The 25,932-nt window shown below is 45.9% G+C and carries 18 protein-coding genes; 11 read left to right on the top strand and 7 right to left on the bottom strand.

The genetic code is table 11. The annotated features are described in order from the left end of the window. Positions 1-32 precede the first annotated feature (32 nt). From GOL65_RS08745 to mutH, 6 genes are all read right to left on the bottom strand, one after another. The gene (locus GOL65_RS08745; protein WP_179038276.1) at positions 33-797 is read right to left on the bottom strand and encodes a fimbrial biogenesis chaperone; all 765 of its coding nucleotides are present in this window, start codon (positions 795-797) and stop codon (positions 33-35) included. A gap of 25 nt (positions 798-822) precedes the next feature. Beyond that, positions 823-2,172, bottom strand: a complete 1,350-nt coding sequence (locus tag GOL65_RS08740; RefSeq protein ID WP_140920713.1) for a fimbrial protein — start codon at positions 2,170-2,172, stop codon at positions 823-825. 26 nt (positions 2,173-2,198) lie between these two features. After that, positions 2,199-4,739, bottom strand: coding sequence for a fimbria/pilus outer membrane usher protein (locus GOL65_RS08735; RefSeq protein ID WP_140920792.1), 2,541 nt, complete (start codon positions 4,737-4,739; stop codon positions 2,199-2,201). An 87-nt stretch (positions 4,740-4,826) separates the two neighbouring features. Next, complete coding sequence (locus tag GOL65_RS08730; RefSeq protein WP_140920714.1) at positions 4,827-5,567, bottom strand: fimbrial biogenesis chaperone; 741 nt, start codon at positions 5,565-5,567, stop codon at positions 4,827-4,829. Between the two features lie 98 nt (positions 5,568-5,665). Next, positions 5,666-6,199, bottom strand: a complete 534-nt coding sequence (locus GOL65_RS08725; protein ID WP_140920715.1) for a fimbrial protein — start codon at positions 6,197-6,199, stop codon at positions 5,666-5,668. Between the two features lie 416 nt (positions 6,200-6,615). Next, a complete protein-coding gene (mutH, locus tag GOL65_RS08720) occupies positions 6,616-7,302 on the bottom strand; it encodes a DNA mismatch repair endonuclease MutH (protein ID WP_140920716.1) in 687 nt (228 codons plus the stop codon). 709 nt (positions 7,303-8,011) lie between these two features. Here mutH and rppH point away from each other — a divergent pair. The 7 genes from rppH (at position 8,012) to GOL65_RS08685 (ending at position 12,578) form a co-directional block, all read left to right on the top strand. Then, positions 8,012-8,539 (top strand): RNA pyrophosphohydrolase, encoded by a 528-nt coding sequence (gene rppH / locus GOL65_RS08715; RefSeq protein WP_140920717.1) that lies wholly within the window; start codon positions 8,012-8,014, stop codon positions 8,537-8,539. Positions 8,540-8,774: 235 nt separating this feature from the next. Next, entirely contained in the window at positions 8,775-9,653 is an 879-nt protein-coding gene (gene lgt, locus GOL65_RS08710; RefSeq protein WP_140920718.1) for a prolipoprotein diacylglyceryl transferase, read from the top strand. Positions 9,654-9,660: 7 nt separating this feature from the next. Continuing rightward, positions 9,661-10,455 carry a thymidylate synthase gene (gene thyA, locus GOL65_RS08705; RefSeq protein ID WP_130590596.1) on the top strand — a complete coding sequence of 265 codons (795 nt, stop codon included), beginning with the start codon at positions 9,661-9,663 and terminating at the stop codon, positions 10,453-10,455. Between the two features lie 189 nt (positions 10,456-10,644). Further along, positions 10,645-11,163 (top strand): prepilin-type N-terminal cleavage/methylation domain-containing protein, encoded by a 519-nt coding sequence (locus GOL65_RS08700; protein ID WP_140920719.1) that lies wholly within the window; start codon positions 10,645-10,647, stop codon positions 11,161-11,163. Continuing rightward, a complete protein-coding gene (locus tag GOL65_RS08695; RefSeq protein ID WP_140920720.1) occupies positions 11,157-11,762 on the top strand; it encodes a prepilin peptidase-dependent protein in 606 nt (201 codons plus the stop codon). The genes GOL65_RS08700 and GOL65_RS08695 overlap by 7 nt, the downstream gene beginning before the upstream one ends. Before the next feature lies 1 nt (position 11,763). Then, positions 11,764-12,234: a YgdB family protein gene (locus tag GOL65_RS08690; protein WP_140920721.1), complete on the top strand. Its 471-nt coding sequence runs from the start codon at positions 11,764-11,766 to the stop codon at positions 12,232-12,234. Beyond that, complete coding sequence (locus GOL65_RS08685) at positions 12,222-12,578, top strand: prepilin-type N-terminal cleavage/methylation domain-containing protein (protein ID WP_140920722.1); 357 nt, start codon at positions 12,222-12,224, stop codon at positions 12,576-12,578. The genes GOL65_RS08690 and GOL65_RS08685 overlap by 13 nt, the downstream gene beginning before the upstream one ends. 67 nt (positions 12,579-12,645) lie before the next feature. Here the strand turns inward: GOL65_RS08685 and GOL65_RS08680 are convergent, their stop codons facing one another. Next, entirely contained in the window at positions 12,646-13,743 is a 1,098-nt protein-coding gene (locus GOL65_RS08680) for an NADH:flavin oxidoreductase/NADH oxidase (RefSeq protein WP_140920723.1), read from the bottom strand. 359 nt (positions 13,744-14,102) lie between these two features. Here GOL65_RS08680 and recC point away from each other — a divergent pair, with 359 nt between their 5' ends. From recC to recD, 4 genes are all read left to right on the top strand, one after another. After that, positions 14,103-17,483, top strand: a complete 3,381-nt coding sequence (recC, locus tag GOL65_RS08675) for an exodeoxyribonuclease V subunit gamma (RefSeq protein ID WP_140920724.1) — start codon at positions 14,103-14,105, stop codon at positions 17,481-17,483. Positions 17,484-17,639: 156 nt separating this feature from the next. Then, entirely contained in the window at positions 17,640-20,519 is a 2,880-nt protein-coding gene (ptrA, locus tag GOL65_RS08670; RefSeq protein ID WP_140920725.1) for a pitrilysin, read from the top strand. 2 nt (positions 20,520-20,521) lie between these two features. Beyond that, on the top strand, positions 20,522-24,058 hold the full coding sequence (recB, locus tag GOL65_RS08665; protein WP_140920726.1) for an exodeoxyribonuclease V subunit beta: 3,537 nt from the start codon (positions 20,522-20,524) through the stop codon (positions 24,056-24,058). Further along, positions 24,058-25,932: an exodeoxyribonuclease V subunit alpha gene (gene recD, locus GOL65_RS08660; protein WP_140920727.1), complete on the top strand. Its 1,875-nt coding sequence runs from the start codon at positions 24,058-24,060 to the stop codon at positions 25,930-25,932. Before recB ends, recD begins: the two co-directional genes overlap by 1 nt.

Raw genomic sequence — 25,932 nt, 5'->3', positions numbered from 1 at the left:
AAACGTTTTTTAATCTCAATAAAGTCATCTGATTACCGCTCTACGGTATTGACCGTTACAGTCTGACTTCCCGCCTGATTAAATCCATTATCATCAATTAGCTGAAACTGTAAGTTTACCGTGCCGGATACATTGCGCATTGTGGGGTGTTTAAACTCATATTCTGCCCGTCCAAAGGGCGGGGTCATCATGTCCAGTTTCTGTTCGCTGGCATAGGGTTTGCCAGATATCTCTAACTTGAGGGATGCGAAAGAGGCAAAGTAGGGGGTTGGGTTGGTACAGCGAACAACCAGTAGATCTCCACGGCGAAATAGCGAAAATTGCATATTCTGCGCCCAGTTTTGTGGCTTTTCTTTCAGACTTTTGGGGCGGTAGAAAATCTTCATCTGAGTATTCATGGTCATTTTTACTTTGGATGAAGGCGATGACTGTTCAGACTTAGTGGGAGGAACTTCATACAGATTGAGCCAAAATACGGATTCACGATCTTTTGGTAGTGGTCGCTGGTTATAAATAATACGTAGGCCCTGCATGGTATTTGGCTGCATACGAAATACGGCGGGTAAAGCGATATAGGGTGCATCGGCTTTTTCCGGGGTTCCATCGATTTCACCGTTATCAATCCAGGTTTGGACCATCACAGGATAAGGATTGGTATTGGCCAGCATCAGGCTCTGTTCGGTAGTACCTTCCTGATAAATAACACGTGTTGATGACGGCATAATACCTGCATTAGCTGATGTCAGCCCATAAATGAATCCCAGATAGAGTAGTAGTGTCAGACTATATCTCTTCATTCGATTTACCATATTATTCATCATGTTATTGTACTTTAACCAGTACATAGGCTGTGGCATCTACTTTTCCGGCGGTTGCTGTTTTCCCCGGTAGCTTCTCTAATGTGGCCTGAAGGGTAGTGGTATAGTTATTGTAACCGCTGGCGTTACTGCCGCTACCACTGGCTCCGGCTAATACCGGATACCATCCGGCACTGTCTCCGCTTGGGCAACCGGAGGAGGTACAGGCGGTCCAGCCGAGAAAATTCATTCTGACACCGGTGCTGGCATTTTGCAGCCTGATCCCTACTCCGGTTGCAATTGAACTGTCAGTACCATAGCCACTGGAGAGCAAATAGCTGACTCCGCCACTGTTGTTCACCAAACCTAACTGTTGGGCAGCGTTATAACCTTCCAGAGACGTTTGTAATCCCATCGCCGTGTTGCCCGTGGCTACACCGGAAACCGCAGAGTTACTGCATTCAATAGTAATATTCAAATTGCTTTGTACCGTCTCTCCATTATTGAGCTGTGCCGCCGAAATGATTGGAAATATGACTAATGGAGTAACGTTACGGGCGACGCAGGTTGCCGTATAAGTGATGGTTGATTGCGGTGCCGTTCCCATTCCCATTGCATTCCAACGCCCGGTGCCCCAGGTACCAAATTCGTCAGCGCTGTCCGTTCCCGGGGTTTGTGCCGCAATGCCCGGCCCTGAAAATAGAATATAGCCATTAGGCTGAATACAGGTATAGGTTGATGGCCCGGTGGTCGATGCCATGCCAGTGAGTGGATTAGAGGCAGAATAGCCACAGTAATTACTTTTTCCTCTTCCTGGTAGTGTGCTGATTTTAATTAATTCGGAGCGTACCGGACTGAGGTCTCTTACCCGAATATTGATTTTGTCACCGACAACTTCGTAGTTGGTCAGTGGGGCCGACTGCCAGGTACGGCTGAATACAATGCCTGAGTTCAGATGCGTTAGCTTAATTGCTACATAGGGAATATAGGTGGCGTAGTATCCCGGATAACCATCGTTGATGCCTTGTTCATAATATCCACCGACCCGGTCATCACCGTTGGTGGCAAAAACTTCATAGATATCGTCTTTATCAGTCAGATCGCACTGGTAAAGCACTTTATTGGGATCGGGATATTTGGTTGCTGAGGTGAAATTAACCACTGAGCTACCTAAAGGCGTACCGACTGGCTGCAGGTAATTATCGGTGATATTAACTTTACCCAATCCCAGCCCAAGACCACAACTATCACATCCGGAATCGATATGGGGTGTGACCCTTCTGCACTGTGCTTCAGACAGATTTGACCAGAGTAACGTTATCAGCGCGATAGCAATAGCAGGATAGCTGGAAAATAGAGAGTGATGATTTTTCATAGTAATTGTTACTCTACTCAATTCTGTTATTGGCATTGACCGGTTAATACTATCAGTGGTTTGTCAGTATCATGTTCTGACAGGTCATAATGTAATCGACACTGTTGGTCGGGCTGCGTTCCCCAGCGGACGCTAAGATATCCGTCGATATCGTTTGAGCGGAGATAGGCCTGATTACCCTGTCCGACCATTCCAATAACTTTATCTTGCTGGTCATACACATCGGCTCCCATAGGTATTGGCTCACTGCCTTCAGGCCGCTGTACGGTGATTAACAGAGCATACCCAGATAACGTTTTAAAGTTCACTTTTACGGTAGCACCGGCATAGGGCGCAATGCGTTTTTGTGCATCCTGCAATTCACTGCGGCTGTCCATACCTTCGGGGTCCAGAGCGATAGTATTGTAGCGATAAGGCGTTAACGCAGGGACTAAAGCATAACCAAAAGTATCAATTTTAGCGCCTTGTCCGCCCATTACGCTGGCGCCTTTAGCACCTTTAGCTTCGACCAGCGCAAAGGTATCGCCAACATAAGGACCAAGGGTAATACCACCGCTATGCAATGCCATTGCCCCCTGAACAGAACCTGAAGCCTGCCAGTAATCACTGGCGGTTGAGGCTGATGCTCCCAGTGTGGCAACGGAACTACGGGTCTGCAAGTTACCGTTCCATACCGTCTGGTGCTGGCGACTGTCAGTAGAGACATTCACACCATAACTAATGTCTCGCTTTTCTCCCATGGTACCGGATAACGATGTTTGATAAGCCGTTCCCGAATTACCTGAGCGATTTAGCGTACCGGTAAGTATTGGTGCGTAAGAACTTTGTCCCAGCGGAATTGAGATAGAAAACGCGGTGTTGGTTTCAGAAGCGCTATTGTTATCATTTTGGCTATAGCCCTCGTTGTTATTGTAGGGGTTATTATAATAGCCGCCGTTATGGGTTCGGGCGACCGACAGGTTCAATGAAACACCATTCTGGAACACCTTAGAATACCCAAGCTGTAGTTGTTTATCTCTGGCTTTTCCCCCGCGATAATTTTGGGTTGAAGCGGAGAGATAGATATTGCCAGCCCAATCGAGAGACTGATTAATTGAGCCTTCAAGGCGAGTTTTTTGCATGTAGGTTGATGACTGCCAGTCATCTCCCGATTTTTCGGCCTGACGAACGCCCAGCACATCGTTTAATTCACGATAGCCATTGGTGGAGTACTGGTATCCGCCGATGGAGAGAGTGGTGTTGGTTGGGCTGTAGGTTTTGCTATAGGAAAGATGGAACATCCAGCCTGATTGATCGTTACTATTTGGTAGCTGAGCGCGGGAATAGGTGGCATCAAGGCCAAATGCACCTAGCTGGCTGGTATAAACGCCTCCAAGCATGGTTGCCTGATAACCATCAGCTAAACGAAAAGCACTGTTGGCGGTGATAGCGTTACTGATACCCCGGCGATAGCTAGCCTCACCAAACAGATCGCTATCTCCAACATAGCGGGTTTTACCCACCACCAGAGAGTAGCGTGAAATATTTGGCCGTAATGACTCGGATACTGCAGAAAAAGGTACCCGAAATGTACTGACGCTGCCGTCAGCTTCCGTTACGCTAACATCCAGATCGCCAGCATAGTTGGTTGCATTTAAATCACTAATCTCAAAAGGGCCGGGGGCCACAGTGGATTGGTAGATAATATTTTCACCCTGACGAATAACCACATTGGCATTGGTTTTAGCAATACCATGTACCGATGGAGCATAACCACGCTGTGATTCCGGTAGCATACGATCGTCGGAAGCCAGTTCGAGCCCTCGATAACCCAGACCAGAAAAATAACGTCCGCTGGTAAAACCCTCACCAAGCATCATTTCACTGCCTAATGGTGCTATAGCACGCTGCACGTAGCGACGCGTTGTGGTGAAGCGACTTTCCTGGCCGGTCTGATTGCTATAAAAAGATTGCTGGCGGTAGCGCCATAGTCCTAAGTTGGCACCGGCATTGATGTTAGCGTAGGTAGAGTCAAGATCGCTGGAGGCGCTGTTTTTATAGGCTACATGATACTGGTTCAGGCTGTAGTTAACGAAACCGATGGTTTCTCCGCTGGAGAGAGAGTCAGAGCTGATATATCCCCGTGGGCGGTGGTTCATTAACTTTTGCGGTATGCTTAAATTCAGGCGTAATTCGGTAAACTGAAAATGGCTGCTGGCACCGTCAATTTGTTGCTCGAGAATAATACAGTCATTTTCATGCGTTATATTCTGCGTATTTTTGTCTATGGCGGATTCACGAACTCCGGTTTTAATTAATAGTTCTCTGGAGAAACAGGGCAAAACTTTATTACTGTCAGAGCTAACAAAAGTAACATTATTGCTACCGACAAATACGTTGTTGAGATAGATATCTACCTGATACTGCCCTGGAATAATGCTTTCTACTTTATTAAAACGAGAGATATCTGGTATTGCCAGATTGCTGCCTTTAAGCAGGGATTCATCAAAGCTGTATTCGTCATCATTGACATCAACCTGTGGGGTATCAGCATAGGATGCATGGGTATATGCCATTCCTGTCATCATTGATAACAACAGACTATGTTGCCTGAACCAGTAAACGTATTTGGTTAAATAATCCATCGTCTCTACACTTCCTGTGTAGTTGGGCAATCAGAATTGATACTTCCCTTTGATTTCAACACCGTAATCATTCACCAACTTATACTGGAGAACGGATGAATTATTCACGCTAATGGCTGATTTTAGCGGCCAGGATATCTCTGATTTAGGGGCAACCATGGTGATATCGGTGACACTGACGGATTTACCGGCAGTAGTGATGGTGGCCTGAGTAAAATTGGCGTGATAGGCGGTTGGGTTATTCACCACCAGATGCGTTTTCCCCTGAATTTTTTTCACCGAAAAAATCAGTTCATCACCAATTTTATCCGACGATCCAGGTAGTGAATTGGGGCGATAAAAAACTTTGAGTCGATTAGAGACTAAAAGCAGCAATTTGTTTTTATCTTTATCCGATGACTTCACTGACGGAATTTGCTGAAAGTTAAAATAGAATACTGACTCGCGGTCCTGTGGCAATCCTGCGCCAGTAAACATCAATCTGACGGCTTGACCTGAATTAGGTTCCATACGAAACACCTGTGGTGTAGCCACAAACGGTGCATCGGCTGTTGATGGATTTGAGTTTGGATTATTAATATCCAGCCATATCTGTACCAAATTAGGATGTGGGTCCTGATTGGTAAACTGTAACGTCTTTTCTTTAGCGGAAGCGGGGTAGATGATGCGGTTACCATTCATGATAACGCTGGCATGACTATATTGACTGACGACTAAAGCGCACAGTAATACTGCCTTGCTGCGCTTTAATAATCTGTAGAGTAACGACATTGCTTTGCTTCCTGTAAAGAAATATTACGCTATTAACTCCGGGGAATCCTTCGGGAATTATTCCCACTCTTACCCCGGAGTTAATATTTAACGGTTAATTATGGATAAGTGATGGCGTACTGTGCGCTGGTAATCACTGAACCAGCGGATACCGGGCCGTTCTCAGCATAATACTGTGCAGTTAGCTCTTGAGAGGTAGAGTTGGCATTGCTGGGTAGCGTCATCGCTGAAGTCGTGGCAAATCCAGAAGTGAAGTCCAAAGTAGTAACACCATCGGAATCGAGCAGATTAATGGAAACATCGGTCGCGCTGCCGGTATTACCTAAGTTACCGTTAGTGGTTACGTTGTTAGCCAGGAAAACAGTTTTAATGGTTGTTGTGCTACTTTCTGATGTGCAACCAGTCAGGTTTACCGTAAATTTCGTTGCACCAGCAGTTTTACCCTGAGTAGCTAACGCGCTGGTAGGAACAGTAGGTAGTAATATCATAGGGTTGCTTGCAATACCGTTAATATCAACAGTACAGGTCTGAGTACTGACTTCACCCAAAAATTTAACTGTATTATTGGCACTGGCTGATGTTGTATAGGCAAGTGAAAGAGTCGCTAAAGCGATAAGCGTTGCTTTTTTCATATTTGAAGTCCTTTTACTTAGGTGGCTAATAGTTTGCTGATTAAATATGAGAAGGCTTTATTATAATGAATTTTAAATAAAGCCAATCTGTTTTTTGAAAAAACAAATCCTTCCCTTTAGCTAAGCAGGGTATTAATCCCATAGTATCTTTCAATAAACTATTAAGTTATTAGTGTATATAGTAATTTCGTGAAAAATAATACACTATGGTCATAATGCTTTCTATATTTTATTTAATATCATAAAGCGTTGCTGTTATATCTTATTGTTTTTTGGGTGATTAAATTTAGTTTTGATGAGGTGGGATTGTGGTAATTGCCGACTGATTCTATTACCTAAATGTGGTTATGTCTTATATTAATAAGGTGATATTTGTTTTTAATGATATTAAATCTTTTACATATATAAGTTGTTACTTATATTTTGAAGTGTTTTGATAATAGTGTTGCGGTGAATTCTTTTTTCAAATAAAACCCGCGCGGTAGTGTAGTAATGGGTTGCCCGAATTCACCAATGGCTTCTGTTAAAGCCCGGCTATTTGCTGCTTTGGGGCGTATTTGTAATATTTCTCCATGACGAGCAGTGATTGATTCCACTTTGCCTAAGACAATTAAATCCATTAGCTCTTCCCAATCACGCCTTAACTGTTGCTCTTCATGGTTATCGGGGCTCCATAATAAAGCGGTACCTACACGACGCTGAGCTAAGGGCTTATTCCGTTCTCCTTCTACCGGTACCCAAAGAACCCGGCGCAGTTTTTTGCGCAGATAGCTATTTTCCCAGGTAATCCCAATATTGCCAATCAGAGGAGCTACACAAACAAAGGTTGTTTCCAGCGGTTTACCCTGTGCATTTACCGGTATGGTTTTTAATTCCACACCCAGATGCGGGAAGTCTTGTTCTGCTTTGCTGCCAGCGCAGGCACCAAGATAGTGTTCCAGCAGCATACCAACCCAGCCTTTGTCCCGTTTCAGATTTTCGGGAATGGGCAATCCGGCGGCTTCTGCCAGTTCTTTCATGGTATAACCCGCCAGTGCGAGTGCACGCTGATACAGCTGTTGTTCGCTGTCAGGAGTGTTTGGTGGCAGTGGATTGTTGTACATCAAAGGCCCATTTCTGTTTATTCAATTTTCTGTTCAATAATCAAACAATAATTTTCAGCAGACTTATTAGTCGTCAAATATTTGAGGATAACTATTATAATGACATGATTTATAAAATTATTTTTATTTTTTACTGACAAAGTTTATCTATCATATCGGAATTTATATGCGATAAGCCACCGACAGTGAACAGGATCTTACACTATGTTATCCACAGCTTCCTTGGATAACTATAAAAATGCCAATCCTGAGTACGATTTTTTACCTTGACGAAAGGTTTTTTTTACGCATAAGCCGGGATGTTGTTCAAGTTTTTATCAGGTACTGTGGATAAAAACGGCGGAGGACATTTTTTGTGCATGAATAAATTAGCGGATAGTATAAAGTTGACTAAATGAATTTTTTTGACTGTGTAAAACTCATTATTATATTGAAATATAATTGTTTTATTTAATTTTACTTACTTCTTAAATAATGAGTTTAAGAAAGTTCTACCCACATTGTTATCTGGTTCTTCACATAGATATCCACAGTAAAAGTGAATAACCTGACGATTGGCAACACATTTCTGTTCATAACTTTGTGCATCGTGTCAAGTTATTCTCAGGTTGATTATCACATCACAGACATAAAGCAGAGGTTTACCGCTTGTGCGTAGTATGAAACAATCAGGCTATCTTTAAGATTTATGCTTATTTGAGGTAGTCCAGTGATCGATGATGATGGCTACCGCCCGAATGTTGGTATCGTAATTTGTAATAAACAAGGACAAGTTTTGTGGGCCAGACGTTTTGGTCAACATTCCTGGCAGTTTCCTCAAGGGGGAATAAACCCCGGCGAAACGCCAGAACAGGCAATGTACCGAGAGCTTTTCGAGGAAGTTGGACTGAGTCGAAAAGATGTGCGCATCCTGAGTTATACACGAAACTGGTTACGATATAAGTTACCTAAACGTTTGGTGCGTTGGGATACCAAGCCCGTTTGTATTGGTCAGAAGCAAAAATGGTTTTTGTTACAGCTGTTAAGCAGTGAAGCAGATATCAACATGCAACGCAGCGGTACGCCGGAGTTTGATGGCTGGCGCTGGGTTAGTTACTGGTATCCGGTTCGTCAGGTAGTCTCTTTTAAACGTGATGTTTATCGTCGTGTGATGAAAGAGTTCTCACCGGTAGTGATGTTATTGCAGGAAGCAAAACCTCCGCGAACCCATCCACCCCATCGCCGTAAAAAGGGATGAGGGCAGGTGAATGAATCCGTTAGCCTCACAATATTGTGGGGCTAATTTATTTTAGCCTGCCGGGATAAGCGTTTGTCAGTTGATATGTTGAAAAGTAAATGAACGTGAATAACTGGCCTGTTCTGATGAATGTTTTCCCGGCTATGATATGATAGCCAGATTCGGACTTATTTTTAAGTCGGACAGTGTCAACTTAACCCCAATCCAATATTGAACTCGTACTAAATGGTGAGTGATGAACTCTAATTTTTTGGAATTTCCTAAATTTGACCCGGTCATTTTTTCTTTAGAACCTACATTACCCCTCTCCTTGCGCTGGTACGGCATGATGTATCTGATAGGGTTTGTTTTTGCCCTATGGCTGGCAAATCGTCGGGCTAAGCAACCGGGTAGTGGCTGGACTAAAGATGAAGTAGAAACCATGTTGTATACCGGTTTCCTGGGTGTCTTTGTTGGTGGTCGGTTAGGATATGTTCTGTTTTATGACTTCCCCAGCTTTTTAGCCAACCCACTCTATCTGTTTAAGGTATGGGAAGGTGGAATGTCATTCCACGGTGGTTTGCTTGGGGTGATTGCGGTGATGTTTTGGTTTGCTCACCGGACTAAACGCACTTTCTTTCAGGTTTCCGACTTTATCGCTCCGCTGATCCCGTTTGGTTTAGGCGTTGGGCGCTTAGGTAACTTTATTAATGGCGAGTTGTGGGGACGAGTAACAGACTTCTCGTGGGCCATGCGTTTCCCTACTTCAAGAGCAGCGGATCAAGTATTTGCCGCTCAGAATCCTCAGTGGTTACCCTTTATGCAAGATGGGATGTTACCGCGCCACATGTCTCAACTGTACGAGATGTGTCTGGAAGGTATCGTTCTGTTTGTGATTCTGAACCTGTTTATCCAGAAAAAACGCCCGATTGGTAGCGTGTCAGGTCTGTTCCTGATTGGTTATGGTTCATTCCGTTTCATTATTGAATTCTTCCGCCAGCCGGATGCTCAACTGGGGCTGTTTAGTAACTTCTTCAGTATGGGGCAATTACTCTCTTTACCAATGATCATTATCGGTATTTTGATGATGGTTTGGGCGTACCGCCGTCCGCAGACTTCGAAACAACAAGCATAGGATAACCATGAAACAGTATCTGGAATTAATGCAAAAAGTCCTGAATGAGGGCACAAATAAATCTGACCGCACCGGTACCGGTACGCTGTCGATCTTTGGTCATCAGATGCGTTTCAATTTGCAGGATGGTTTTCCGCTGGTGACAACCAAGCGTTGCCATATTCGCTCGATTATTCATGAACTGTTATGGTTCCTGAAAGGTGAAACTAACGTTGCTTATCTGCATGAAAATAATGTCTCTATTTGGGACGAATGGGCAGATGATAACGGCGATTTAGGGCCAGTTTATGGTAAGCAATGGCGCGCCTGGGGCGCAGCAGATGGCCGCCAGATTGACCAAATTACCAAAGTGGTTGAGCAACTGAAACAGGATCCGGACTCGCGCCGTATTATTGTTTCTGCCTGGAACGTTGGTGAATTGGACCAGATGGCGTTGGCACCTTGTCATGCTTTCTTCCAGTTCTATGTGGCGGATGGCAAGCTATCTTGTCAGCTTTATCAGCGTTCTTGCGACGTATTCCTGGGTTTACCATTTAATATCGCCAGCTATGCATTGCTGGTTCATATGATGGCGCAGCAGTGCGATCTGGAAGTGGGTGATTTCGTCTGGACCGGTGGGGATACCCATCTGTATATGAACCATATGGAGCAGACCCATTTGCAGCTAAGCCGCGAACCGCGAGCGTTGCCAAAACTGGTGATTAAGCGTAAACCAGCTTCTATTTTTGATTATCAGTTTGATGATTTTGAGATTGAGGGTTATGACCCGCATCCAGGGATTAAGGCGCCGGTGGCGATTTAGTTAAAAAACCAGTTAACCTTCCATCCCCGATATGGCCAACCCAGTCGGGGATTTTTTTATTCAGTTTATTGCGATATGGCTCGAAAATTTATTTAACTGTCATGCTGTTACATCAAATTTTCTGGCGATATTTCCCATCTTTTTCTTCTCCTTCTGTTGTCCTGTTCGACGCTGTTTTACCGTTGGGTTATGAAACGATATTTACCTGATGGACAACGTGGTATGACGTTAATTGAAATCTTACTGGTAATAGCTATTACGGCCATTCTCTCATCAACGGGGATTTCCAGTTGGCAGAATTACCGACAACGAGCTGTATTAGAACAAAGCAGTGCGGGGCTATTGGCATTTTTAACCCGGGTTCAGGCGGCGGCTAACTGGCGTAATCAAACCTATCTGCTGCAGGTGGGCAAGCTGGGGGCAAGGGGCTGTGTGACTGCCAGTCAAACAAAGCGTGATGGTGAATGCGATAGCGACAGTGGATTACGTTTTATTCTGCCAGAGCCATCGCTTGGTTTGGAGGTCAGCCACTCGGATATTGGCTTTGGTTTTTACGGCATACGTAATACCGCAGGTACCGGACATATAGTGGTTTCTAATCAGGCGGGAAGAGTGAGGGTTATTCTGTCTGCCAAAGGGCGGCTACGCCGTTGTAGCGAAAGTATCAATGGTCAGCAGCCGTATCTGCCCGGTATCGTTTCGTGTTAGGCGAAAATTCGCAGAGAGGTTTTTCATTAACGGAGATGCTAATGGCAATGCTGATCGGCAGCATGATGATAGTCAGCGTTTCCGCTATGTACCCTGCATTACAGCGGCAGAGTTTGACCTTATATCGCTTGTACCGTCTGGAGCAATCTATGCAACAGGTACTCATGACCATAGCAAAGGACTTACGTCGGGCAGGATTTCTGTTTAAGGATGGCAAGGAGCGGGTATCTGAAGCGGTTTCTATCAGTCAACATTCACAATCGGCCGTAGGTAGTTGCATTATCATCCGTTATGACCTTAACCATAATGGCGTAATCGATCCTGTTGATTCTACCGCGGCGGAACATTTTGCCTATCGTTGGTTAAATAACAGTATTGAGCAACATCGCAGTGCCAAAGATTGTCATGGTAACGGATGGGAGAAGTTATTAGACCCCGCTGAAATCGTGATTACTCATTTTTCTGCTCAGTCTGTAGGCAGATCGTTGAACAGTTCCGGGAAAGACACAACCTATTATCTGATAGCGTTAGAAGGTCACTGGAAACGTTGGCCATCAGTGAAGCGACGTTTAACGTTAAGAGTACGGAGTATGAGCTGAAATGCTGAGGAGTCGAATCTGTTTAATACGTAGTCAGCAAGGGTATAGCACCATTGTTATGGTCATGTTGTTGATGTTATTTGGTACCTTAATGCTTAAAGGGCAGAGTGAACAGTTGCTGATTCAGGTAAAGATTTATGCGGATGAGCGGCGTTATTTTCGTGCCTATCATCAGGCACTCTCTTCACTTTCCTGGGCGTTATCTCAGCGTTGGGCAGGGCTAAGCAGTGAGTGGCAATGTCGAAAAGCAGAAAATCATCAACTCTCATCCTGTATTCGCCAACTTAATGATACTGACACTCTTGTTCGGGGAGAGGGGCGCATGGGAAATAACCAGCCACCACTGGTACTGTTTCAGTTAGCTGGCAGGTTTGGCGGCCAACTTTCTCCCGAAGGTATAAAGCTACAACCATTCTCGCGTGGGAAAATAGATTTTTGCCCACTCAAGGTGCCCGCAGAATGCTCCCCTTAAAGATGTCGCGACAGGGTGGATTCAGCCTGTTGGAAGTCCTTATCTCAATGTTACTGTTTTCCATTACCATTATGGGGCTGTTACGTTATCAACAGGTATTATTGGCCCAATTCAATTTTTATACCGATAGCCAATATGCATGGCGATTGGCAGCTCAGGCGTTAGATATCTACCCTGAGACCATTGAGCAGGAACCCAGACTTAAATCAGGGCAGTGGCATCTGAACATTCAGACTAGTTCTATGGGAGATGGCTGTCTGAAAATTATAGCGCAGGTGATTATATCGGCAACGCAAGGGGTTGAACTGGAGAAGTGGCAATGTGATGAGCAAGGAAATCAATAGCCAATAATTTTACTAACCGCTTTCACCATCATGTGAATCATGAGTGATAAAAGCGGTTAAGAATGTATTAATCCTCAGTAAACAGTCTCTTGACCCGATGAGGCTGTGAACGCCAATACTGCTTTGGTACGCTAACCTGTGCGCCAAGTGCCGCAGCAGCATGCCATGGCCAGTGAGGGTTATATAAAATACCTCTGGCCAGAGCGACCATATCCGCTTCACCTGTGGCAATAATAGCTTCAGCCTGTTCAGGTTCAGTAATCAGACCTACGGCAATAGTAGGCATTCCTACCTCAGCTTTAATTTTACGGGCAAAGGGAACCTGATAGTTAGGGCTGAGAGGAATATGTTGCTGGGCTGACAGACCACCACTGGATACATGAATATAGTCGCAGCCCAGTTCTTTCAGTTTATGGCAAAGGATTAGTGACTGAGGTAGATCCCAGCCATTTTCCACCCAGTCGCTGGCAGAAATCCGCACGCCAACGGCTTTATTCTCTGGCAATACCTTACGAATCGCCGAGAAAACCTCAAGCGTCAGACGCATACGATTTTCCAGTGAGCCGCCGTACTCATCTTCACGATGGTTTGAAATGGGAGATAAAAACTCATGCAACAGATAGCCGTGGGCGGCATGGATTTCGATGACTTCAAATCCCAGTTTATCAGCCCGTTTAGCCGAGTGGGCAAATGAAGCAATAATTGATGCGATACGTTCCTGAGTCAGCTCTTTTGGTTGTGCAGAATGTTTGTCAAATGGAATAGCTGAAGGAGCTACCGGCTGCCAGCCTCCATTTTCTGGTGTTACTGCCGGGCCCGGTTGCCATGGAGCCGGCATTGATGCTTTTCGACCCGCATGGGCAAGCTGGATACCTAATGGCATAGCAGAATACTTCTTCACTGCCTGTATGGTGGTGGCTAATGCCTGTTCTGTTTCATCGTTCCATAGCCCCAGATCTCCGGGAGATATACGACCTTCCGGTTCAACCGCGGTGGCTTCAACAATCAATAATCCTGAACCGGAGAAGGCTAACTGACCAAGATGAATGGTATGCCATTCCGTTGCTTTACCTTCTATGGCGGAATATTGGCACATGGGTGCAATAACAATACGGTTCGGCAATACAACGGGCCCCAGCTTAATGGGGGTAAATAACTGGCTCATGTCTGACACCTCCGGATATACAAAGTAAGCTACGCGACAGAATTATTTTTTCGATAACGCTCGAAATTTGTTAAATATCACCGTGCAGTCAAAGTTCGCTGATAGCATGATTGGTAAGTACGCTAACTAATATAGCAGCCTCAATCAGATGAAGGACAATGGTTCGTGCTATGGTTTAAGGTAAGGTTGATAATACTGGCAACGGCACACGGATTGACAGTGTAAATAAAGAGTTATCTATTGCCTGCTTTACACCATCGGTAAGAAGATTGAGAATTGTGCCCAGCAAATAGTTATATCAATGACATTAACCCGATTTTTTAGCTAAAACGGGACGTTATACAACTTCAGGAGCCCGGATGTTTACGGTTTACCACTCAAACCAGCTTGACCTGTTAAAAACGCTGACGACCGCGTTGATTGCCGGTAAACCGTTATCGAATCCCTTTGAACGAGAGATTATTCTGGTTCAGAGCCACGGTATGGCGCAGTGGTTGCGAATTGAACTGGCAACTGAGTTAGGTATTGCCGCAAATATAGAGTTTCCGCTGCCGGCATCGTTTATCTGGCAGATGTTTCAACAGGTTTTACCCGGTATACCGAAGGAGAGTGCATTCAGTAAAGATGCCATGACCTGGAAGTTAATGTGGTTGCTGCCTTCAATGCTGCAACAACCTGAATTTGGCGCACTATCACGCTATTTAAGTGATGACGAAGATCTGCGTAAGCGTCATCAGTTAGCCGGGCGTATTGCAGACCTGTTTGATCAGTACTTAGTCTATCGACCTGAATGGTTGCGTAGCTGGGAGCAACATGAGCTGGTAGATGGCTTAAATGAAGCCCAGATCTGGCAGGCTCCTCTCTGGCGAGCGCTGTCCGAATATACTCATGCTTTACAACAGCCAGGCTGGCACCGGGCAAACCTGTATCAACGTTTTATTGATACCCTTAATCATCCTGACTTTTCACCGGATAAACTCCCCTCCAGAGTATTTATTTGCGGGATTTCTGCGCTGCCTCCGGTGTATTTGCAGGCTTTGCAGGCTCTGGGACAGCATATTGATATTCACCTGATGTTTACCAATCCTTGTCGTTATTATTGGGGGGACATTCAGGATTATGCCTTTCTGGCTAAACTTCAGGCTCGCAAGCGCAACAAGATAAATAATCAACAGAATATTGCGCTATTTCGTCATCCGGAGCTGGCCGATTCATTGTTTGATGAGCAGGGTAATCAGCAGCTGAGTAATCCTCTTCTGGCCAGTTGGGGCAAACTTGGGCGCGATAACCTCTATCTGCTGGCACAACTGGATAAAATGCAGGAGGTTGATGCCTTTGTTGATATTGAACAGGAGTGGCTACTACATCGGATTCAGCGAGATATTCTCCAGCTAGAAGATCGGGCTCTGGTGATTAACAGTCCGAACTCTCCACTGAATAGTCAGGATAAGCAGTTGCTCGATCCTCACGATCGTTCTATCAGTATTCACGTGTGCCACAGTGCCCAGCGGGAAGTTGAGGTACTGTATGATCGGTTATTGGCTATGCTGGATGATGATCCAACTCTGACGCTGCGGGACATCATTGTGATGGTGGCGGATATCGATAACTACACGCCATACGTTGAGGCGGTTTTTGGTAATGCTCCGACAGATCGCTATTTGCCTTATGCTATTTCTGACCGCAGTGCCAGTCAGGCGCATCCGGTTCTCAGCGCATTTTTAATGTTGTTGGACTTACCTGAAAGTCGTTTTAGTGCGGAAGATATTCTGACGCTGCTGGAGGTACCTGCATTAGCCCAGCGTTTTCAAATCGATGAAGAAGGGTTGCGCGTATTAAGACAATGGGTTGAAGAAGCGGGTATTCGCTGGGGGCTGGATGATGACATGGTCAGCGATTTTGACTTACCACCAACAGGTCAGCATACCTGGCGCTTTGGTTTGACCCGTATGCTATTAGGCTATGCAATGGATAGCCAGAGTGGCGACTATCAGGGCGTTTTACCCTACGATGAATCCAGCGGTCTTATTGCTGCTTTAGCAGGACAGCTGGCTGAATTTTTGATGCAACTGTCTGTCTGGCGTAAGCGCCTGATGGAATCTCACACTCTGGCGGAGTGGCTGCCATATTGCCATGAACTGACCGAAGCATTTTTCATTACCGATTTAGACACTGAGCCGGTACTGGCGTTGATTGAACAACAGTGGCAAAAGCAAATTGGTTTTGGTCTGGAGGCTAACTATAGTCAGGAAATTCCACTAACCATTTTAAAAGATGATTTGGCTTCCCGACTGGATAATGAACGCATAAGCCAACGCTTTTTAGCCGGCCCGATAAATTTTTGTACTCTGATGCCTATGCGCTCGATCCCTTTTAAGGTGGTATGTCTGCTGGGGATGAATGATGGCGTTTATCCACGCACATTACCTCCACTGGGTTTTGACCTGATGGCAGTGCAACCGCGTAAAGGAGATCGTAGTCGGCGCGATGATGACCGTTACCTGTTTCTTGAGGCTTTGTTGTCAGCCCAGCAAAAACTGTATATCAGCTACATTGGTCAGTCTATTCAGGATAACAGCCCGCGCTATCCTTCCGTTCTGGTAACAGAATTACTGGAATACATCGCTCAAAGTCATGTACTGGCAGAAGATATAGCCAGCGATTTGGAGAAGAGCGCGGAGGCGGTATATCAACATCTGCTATGTCACCATGCCCGGGTACCGTTTAGCGAACAGAATTTTATTCAGGGTAGTGAACAACAAAGTTACGCCAGTGAATGGTTACCGGCAGCAGAACGTCGGGGAGTGGCTCATGGTGAGTTTGGACAACCGCTGGATGAAGTTATTCTGGAGCAAGTCGAACTGGATGAACTGCGTCGTTTTTACCGTAACCCGGTACGAGCGTTCTTTCAGCAACGGTTGAATGTGAATTTTACGTTTGATGAGCCAGAGCTTCCGGATGAAGAACCATTTTTAGTAGAAAATTTGCAACGCTATCAGCTTAATACCCTATTGCTTAACTGTTTGATTGAAGAAAAGGATCCCGAACAGTTATTTGCCCGTTTTCGCTCTGCGGGTGCACTGCCATTTGGTGCTTTCGGTGAACTATTCTGGCAAGGGCAGATGCAGGATATGACTGAATTAGCGGAACGGGTAAAACAGCAAAAATTACCTTTTGACAATATTGAGTTTGAAAAGCAGATCGATGGTATTACGGTTAGCGGCTGGTTAAATCAGGTACAACAGGATGGTTTGTTACGCTGGCGGCCAGCAAAACTAACGGTGGCTGATGGTATATCTCTTTGGTTAGAGCATTTGGTTTACTGCATGAGTGGCGGTCAGGGCCAAAGTCGAATGTATGGTCGGGACGGAACCGAGTGGCGTTTTGCCTCATTTAGTGTGGAAGAGGCAGAGAAGCATCTCTCTGAGTGGCTTAAAGGGTATCAACAGGGGCTAAATTCACCGTTGTTATTGTTACCAAAGAGTGCATGGGCCTGGCTGGAAAGTTGCTATGATGTATCTGCTGGCCAAATCGTTTGGGATGAGCCAACACAGCAAAAAGCCAGACAGAAGCTGATTCAAACGTGGCAAGGTGGCCCACAGGTTAGTGGTGAAGGAGAAGATCCTTACCTGATGAGATTGTTCAGAGTATTAGACGACAAACATTATCAACAGATTATTAGCGACAGTCAGCTCTATTTACTAACGTTAATGCATTATCGATTAGAAAAATCTGATTAAAAAAGTGAACCCTCAGCGACCGGACTGTCCAATTCATAGTTGGACGTGGTGGGCAGAGGAGCAAGTTTTGCCTGATGCGTGGGGCAGGTGCAACGATCTGTAATGTTGTCCATTGTCTGTATTGGTTGTTATTCGGTCATTCCAGAAGGAAATTTAATGCGTAAGTTACATGCCTGGATCGCAGGCACCATACTGATGTTGTCTTGTTGGGCCCCTCTGACATTTGCGGCTCAGGGTTGGAAGCCACTGCCTGAGGAAATACAAAAAAGTGCGGGAGATGCTCGCGAGTATCAGGCAATTAAATTAGATAATGGCATGACGGTATTACTGGTATCCGACAATCTGGCCAGCAAATCACTGGCGGCTCTGGCTTTACCGGTAGGCTCTTTGGAAGACCCTGACAGTCAGTTGGGACTGGCTCACTATCTGGAACATATGGTTCTGATGGGTTCAAAGCGTTATCCGGAGCCGGATAGCATCTCTGAATTTCTTAAAAAACACGGCGGCAGTCATAACGCCAGCACCGCGTCTTACCGTACGGCATTCTATCTTGAAGTAGAAAACGATGCCCTGGCACCAGCGGTTGATCGACTGGCTGATGCTATTGCTGAACCTTTATTGGATCCGGTATATGCCGATCGTGAGCGTAACGCAGTAAATGCAGAGTTAACCATGGCCCGTTCGCGTGATGGCATGCGTATTGGGCAAGTGGGTTCTGAAACCCTAAACCCCGCTCATCCAACTTCACGTTTTTCCGGTGGTAATCTGGAAACGCTAAAAGATAAGCCAGGCAGTAAATTACAGGATGAACTGAAAGCTTTTTATCAACGTTATTATTCTGCCAATCTGATGGTTGGGGTTTTATATGGCAATCAGTCTTTAGCTGATTTAGCCAAACTGGCAAACGACACTTATGGTCGAATCAACAACCATAACGCAACGGTTCCAGCGATTACCGTACCAGCAGCCACTGAAAAAGAGAAAGGGCTGATTATTCACTATGTGCCAGCACAACCTCGTAAACAGCTGCGTATTGAGTTTCGTATTGCTAACAATGTGGCAGAGTTTCGTAGTAAAACCGATACCTACATAAGTTATTTAATTGGTAACCGCAGTGAGAATACGCTATCGGACTGGCTACGCAAGCAGGGTCTGGCAGATAGTATTGGTGCTGGTGTTAACCCGGTAGTTGATCGCAACGGTGGCGTATTCAGTATCGGTATTTCGTTAACGGATAAAGGACAAGCTAATCGCGATAAGGTGATTGCAGCAGTGTTTGATTATCTGAAAATGATTCGTCAGGAAGGTATTCGCAAAGACTATTTTGATGAAATTGCCCATGTGTTAAAACTGGATTTTCGCTATCCATCCATTACCCGCGATATGGATTACGTCGAATGGTTATCCGACACCATGCTGAATATTCCAATTCCAAATATTTTGGATTCTGATTATCTGGCGGACAAATACGATCCAAAAGCCATTGCAGCACGTCTGGATGAAATGACACCAGAAGCCGCTCGTATATGGTTTATTAGCCCGGATGAACCTCACAATAAGACAGCCTATTTTGTCGATGCACCTTATCAGGTCGATCGAATTAAACCTGAACAGATTGAACTCTGGAAGGCAGCAGAGAAGCAAATCACACTGAGTCTCCCGGCGCTGAACCCGTATATCCCGGATAATTTTAATCTGGTGGCAGAAAATAAAGCTAAACAACCTCAGTTGGTGCTAAACGAAGCCAATAATCGGGCCTGGTATATCCCGAGTAAATACTTTGCCGATGACCCGAAAGTAAATGTGACGCTGGCTTTACGTAATGCGAAAGCGCAGGACAGCGCTCGCAATCAGGTGATGTTTGCCTTAACGGATTATTTGTCTGAACAGGCATTGTCTCAACTGAGCTATCAGGCTTCAGTTGGGGGGATCAGTTTCTCTTTTTCCGCCAATAATGGTTTGCAGTTTTCTGCATCAGGTTTCAGCCAGCATTTACCTCGTCTGGTTAGTGCGTTACTGGAGCAATATCGCAGCTTTACCGTAACGCCAGAAGAGCTGGAGCAGGCTAAATCGTGGTATCGCGATCAGATGGAGGCGGCAGAGAAAGGCAAGGCTTATGAGCTGGCGCTGCAACCAGTCAGAGCGATTTCTCAGGTTCCTTACACTGAGCGTGATGAACGCCGTAAGCTGATGTCTGATATTACCGTTGATGACATTATTCAATACCGCAATCAACTGCTGGCGAACAGTTCACCGGAAATGTTTGTACTGGGTGATATGACTCAGGAACAGGTGAAAACTATGGCGTTGAACATTAGTAAACAGCTTGGTTGTCAGGGCTCCGGCTGGTGGCATGGCCAGAATGTAGTGGTAGAGAAAACCCAGCAGGCTAACCTGATGAAGGCAGGCAGCAGTACCGATTCGGCGCTGGCGGCGGTGTATATTCCTGACGGTTATGATGAAGTGAATAGCATGGCGCGCAGCAGCCTGTTAACCCAGATTATTCAGCCGTGGTTTTATAATCAGTTAAGAACGGAAGAGCAGCTTGGCTATGCGGTATTTGCTTTCCCAATGACCGTTGGTCGCCAATGGGGGGTTGGATTCTTATTGCAAAGTAATAATCAGACTCCGGCTCATTTGGAAGAGCGTTATCTGAATTTCTATCAAATGGCAGATAAGAAACTTTCGGCCCTCAGCGATAAAGATTTTAATCAGTATCGTCAGGCGTTAGTTAATGAACTGGAACAGCGTCCACAAACCATGGATGAGGAGACGGCTCTTTATCTTAATGATTTCAGCCGTGGTAATGACCGCTTTGATACGCGTAAAAAAGTATTGGAACAGGTGAAAAAGCTGACCAAACAGGATATTCAGACCTTCTATCAACAGGCAGTGATGGAGCGTAAAGGGCTGGCAGTATTGTCTCAAATCATGGGGCAGGGCGATCTGAAAACCCAATATGCAGAACTAAAAGGTTGGGATGTGTATAAAGATGCTTCATCACTACAGAAAACCTTACCGGTGAAGGTTCAGTGATAATGACGGTTACACAGCCTTTAAGGCTTGATCCACTAACGCTCCCCCTGTTTGGGGAGCGTTTGATTGAAGCATCGGCAGGAACGGGAAAAACCTATACTCTTGCCGTGCTTTACCTGCGTTTATTACTGGGCTTGGGGCAGCAAGCGGCCTATTCTCGTAAACTTTCAGTAGAGGAAATACTGGTCGTAACTTTTACCGAAGCGGCAACAGAAGAACTACGCAACCGTATCCGGGATAATATTCATCGCTTGCGTATTGCCTGTATTCGTAATGACAGCAGCGATCCGCTGCTGTCGCAATTGTTATCAGAGTTAGCGGACAAAGAAGAAGCAAGCGATCTGTTATTGGCAGCTGAGCGCCAAATGGATGAAGCGGCAATTTATACTATCCACGGATTTTGTCAGCGTATGCTGAGCCATAATGCCTTTGAATCAGGCGTTTTGTTTGAGCAATCGCTAATTGAAGATGAGCTTCCTTTAAGGCGTCAGGCGGTAGCGGATTTCTGGCGTCGTCATTGTTACCCCTTACCTTTACCTGTTGCACAAGCGATAAGCACCGAGTGGAGCGGCCCGGAGCGTTTACTGGCGGACGTGATGCCTTATTTACAAGGCGAAGCCCCGCAATTACGTCAGCCGCCGTCTCAGGACGATATTCTGTTAAGGCATCAGCAGATTATTGAACGCATCGAGGCATTAAAACAGCAGTGGCGAGAGGCATTTTCCGGGCTGGAATCATTAATCAGTCAGTCTGGTGTAGATAAACGCAGTTATAGCACTAAACATCTGCCTAACTGGCTGCAAAAAGTTAATTTATGGGCAGAGCAAGAGACTCAGGATTATACATTACCAAAAGAGCTGAATAATTTTCGTCAATCGGTACTGTATGAAAAAACCAAAAAGGGTGAAGCGCCGGTAGACCCTTTGTTTACTGCTGTTGATTTGATCTATTCTGAGCCTTTGACTCTACGCGATTTAATCTTGTCAAAAGCCATAAGTGAAGTTCGCCTGTCGGTTCAACAAGAGAAACGTCGGCGTGCTGAAATGGGGTTTGATGATCTGTTGAGTCGATTAGATTCTGCTTTACAACGCTCCGGAGCAGAAGCGCTGGCACAGGCTATCAGGCAGCGCTATCCGGTGGCGATGATTGATGAATTTCAGGATACCGACCCACAGCAGTACCGTATATTCCATAAGCTGTATGGTGGCCGCGAAGATACCGGGTTATTACTGATAGGAGACCCTAAACAGGCGATTTATGCCTTTCGTGGCGCAGATATTTTCACCTACATGCAGGCCAGAAATGAAGTAAGCAACCACTACACGATGGAGACGAACTGGCGATCTTCTGCATCTATGGTGGGTTCAGTTAATCAGCTGTTTCAACAATTGCCCGCTCCTTTTATTTTTCAGCAAATTCCTTTTATACCGGTTAATGCGGCAGAAAAAAATCAGCATCTGAGCTTTGAGTTGGATGGTGATAACCAGCCTGCCGTCTCTTTGTGGCTACAACCGGGAGAAGGCTGTGGTCTGAATGAGTACCAGCAATTTATGGCTCGTTGTTGTGCGGTGCAGATTCGGGAGTGGTTAACGGCGGGCCAGCAGCAGCGAGCCTGGTTAGTGAGTGCTACACAGCGTCAACCAGTAGCAGCGGCCGATATTGCTATTTTAGTTCGCACCGGTAAAGAAGCTTCGCTGGTAAGAGATGCTTTAAGCGCGTTGGGGATACCCTCTGTCTATTTATCTAACCGCGAGAGTGTGTTTGCCACACCAGAAGCTAAAGACGTTCTGTGGCTATTACAGGCGGTTTTGGCTCCGGAAAAAGAGAGAACGTTACGCAGTGCTTTAGCCAGTAGCCTGCTGGGGCTGGATGCCCGCCAGATTGACGATATCAATCGGGATGAGCGGGAATGGGACCAGCTAGTGGAAGAGTTCAGCAGCTATCGCCAACTTTGGTTAAAACGCGGCGTATTGCCTATGTTACGAGAAGTCATGTCACAACGACAACTGGCAGAAAATCTGCTGGTGACGCTGGGTGGTGAACGCCGCTTAACTGACATTATGCACATTGGTGAATTGTTACAAGAGGCCTCGTTAAAGCTGGAGAGTGAACACTCACTGGTACGTTGGTTAGCACAACAGATTACTCAGCCTAACGATCGTTCCGATAGCCAACAACTGAGATTGGAGAGCGATCGCAATCTGGTGAGAGTGGTAACCATCCATAAATCAAAAGGATTAGAGTATCCACTCGTTTGGTTGCCCTTTATTTGCGGTTTCCGACAGCAGAATCAGGCGCTTTACCACGATCGTGAAACTTTCTCGGCCATGTTGGATTTACAGCAAAGTGAGGATTCGCTAACTCTGGCTGAGGAAGAGCGTCTGGCTGAAGATTTGCGTCTGCTTTATGTGGCGCTCACTCGCTCTGTCTACCATTGCAGCATTGGTGTAACGCCGCTTTATTCCGGAAACCGGCGGCAGGGAAATTCTGATATACATCGTAGTGCTATGGGATATTTACTACAGCGCGGACAACCCGGTAATGCTGCTTTTTTAGCGGATGCTTTGCAGATGCTGGAACAGCATGATGGCATTCAGCTTCATTCGGCTACTGAGATGGATGCAGCGCTGTGGCAAGATAATAAATTACAGCCAGAGCTACTGGTAGCCCGTACTTTCACCGGTCAGCGACAAAACAGCTGGCGCGTTACCAGTTATTCAGGTTTACAGCAGCAGGGAACTTCCCACCACTATGACTTATTACCGCGCTTTGATACCGATGCTGCGGGAGAAAGAGGTGAAACTTCACAGCTGCTATTATCCCCTCATACTTTTCCGAAAGGCGCTGCTCCGGGAACATTTCTGCATGATCTGCTGGAGAGTTTCGATTTTACTCAGCCGATAGGCAGTGATGAATTAAACGAAAAAGTGCAGTTACAAGGACTGGAAAGCCACTGGACGCCTGTTCTGCAACAGTGGTTAGAGACCATTCTCTCTTCGCCATTGGATGAGCAGGGGATATGCTTAAAGAATATTTCAGCCGCTGAGCGTCAGGCCGAACTCCAATTCTATTTACCCATCAGCTCGTTGTTACAGGCGGAACGTTTAGACGCTTTGGTTAAGCATTATGATCCACTGTCTGCCCGCTGCCCGGAGCTGGTTTTCCGGCAGGTTCAGGGTATGTTAAAAGGGTTTATCGACCTGGTATTTTGCTGGCAGGGGCGCTATTACCTGTTGGATTATAAGTCTAACTGGTTAGGGGAAAGCGCTGAATCCTATACCTCTCAGGCAATGGCTGATGCCATGTGCGATCACCGTTACGATCTCCAGTATCAGCTTTATTCGCTGGCACTTCACCGTTACTTACGTCACCGCATTGCTGATTACGATTATCAGCGCCATTTTGGCGGCGTGTTCTATCTTTTTCTGCGTGGCATTGAGAGAGATAAGCCAGGACAAGGTGTATTCCATTGTCGACCTGAATGGGCATTAGTTGATGGATTAGATCGATTATTTAGCGGTCAGGAGGAGCTCGCCTGATGTTTAGTTTGTTGCAAAAAGCCGTGGATGCTTCCCTCCTGAGACCTCTGGATATCCAGTTAGCCCGTTTATTAGCCGGAGATAACCCTTGTCTGGCATTGCTCATTGCCAATTTGAGCGCTGAAACTGGCGCGGGTCATGTATGTCTGTTTTTACGCCATTTTAATCAGGTGACGCTGTTTGATGGCCGGCATACCGAGCTGGCAGCAGAAGTTTGGCACAAAGCTGGAAATCCACAGTTTGCTGATTTAATACTGGCGTTGGAGTCAGCACCTGCAGTTACCAATGGCGATATACCTGCACCTCTGGTTTTGCAGCATGATCGGCTCTACCTGCAACGAATGTGGCGGGATGAAGGCTTAATTGCCAGCTTCTTCCTGCACCAAAGTGATATGTCTGATAGCCTGACACAACAGGCTACTGACGTTTTGCGCCCCGTACTGGACAAGTATTTCCCACCCTCTACAGATGATATTAACTGGCAAAAAGTAGCAGCAGCGGTTGCGGTAACCCGTCAGGTTTCGATTATTTCGGGCGGACCGGGAACCGGGAAAACGACAACGGTTGCAAGATTACTGGCAGTGCTGTTGCAGCTTGCCGGGGAGAAGCGCTTACGTATCGCACTGTCGGCACCAACGGGAAAAGCCGCAGCACGGTTAACCGAATCGTTAGGACAAGCGATTCAGGGATTACAACTGGCAGATAGTTGGCGCCAGCAGATGCCAAACGAGGCCTCCACGCTTCATCGTTTGTTAGGGGTTCAGTCTAACAGTCGTCGTTTACGCTATCACAAAGATAACCCTCTACATCTTGATGTGCTGATTGTGGACGAGGCTTCAATGGTCGACTTGCCGATGATGGCGCGTTTGATAGAAGCTTTGCCTGAGCATGCTCGCCTGATTCTGCTCGGGGATCGGGACCAACTGGCTTCCGTCGAGGCGGGTGCAGTTTTGGGGGATATTTGCCGATTTGCAGAACAAGGCTACAGTCGACAGCGTGCCGGTGAGCTATCAAGCCTGACCGGTTTTGATATTTCACCAGTGGATTTACCGCAAGCGGTAGCTGTCAGAGACAATTTATGTCTTTTGAAGAAGAGCTATCGTTTCCACCAACACTCAGGTATTGGTCAATTGGCATTGGCGGTTAATCAGGGTGAAGGGCGAGCTGCTATTGGTTGTTTTAGTCATGATTATGATGATTTAGGCTGGTTTTCGGTTAAAACTCCAGAGGATTATTTACATCTGTTGGACGTATGCGTTGATGGCTACCGGGACTATCTCAGTCAGATTAAATCTGGTCAGCCTCAGAATATTCTGGCGCAATTTAACCAGTTCCGTTTGTTGTGTGCATTACGCAGTGGGCCTTTTGGCGTTGAAGGACTAAATATTCGGATTGAACAAGCGCTGCAAAGTAAGCGCTTAATTAACAAATCAGGTGATAGTACCGGACTCTGGTATCCGGGACGTCCAGTCATGATTAATCGCAATGACAGCTCGCTGGGTTTGTATAACGGAGATATTGGTATCGCGTTAATGACCTCAGAGGGGGAGATGAGGGTTTATTTTCAACTTCCTGATGGTTCGTTAAAAGCAATACAACCAAGTCGGTTGCCTGATTGTGAAACCGCTTATGTGATGACAGTACATAAATCTCAGGGCTCGGAGTTTGACCATACGGTACTGGTACTGCCGGATACCTTTACGCCTTTGCTTAGTCGGGAACTGGTGTATACCGCAATTACCAGAGCACGTCAGAAACTGACGCTGTTTGCCAATGAGAATATTCTGCTATCGGCTATTGCTACTCCAACAGAACGTCATAGCGGGTTAGCTGAACGTTTACAGGGAAATGATTTACTCGTTGTTCAAGGGTAA

The sequence above is a fragment of the Limnobaculum xujianqingii genome, from assembly GCF_013394855.1.
In the GTDB taxonomy this organism is placed as follows: Bacteria; Pseudomonadota; Gammaproteobacteria; order Enterobacterales; family Enterobacteriaceae; genus Limnobaculum; species Limnobaculum xujianqingii.
This window is presented reverse-complemented; position numbering and strand designations above follow the sequence as displayed.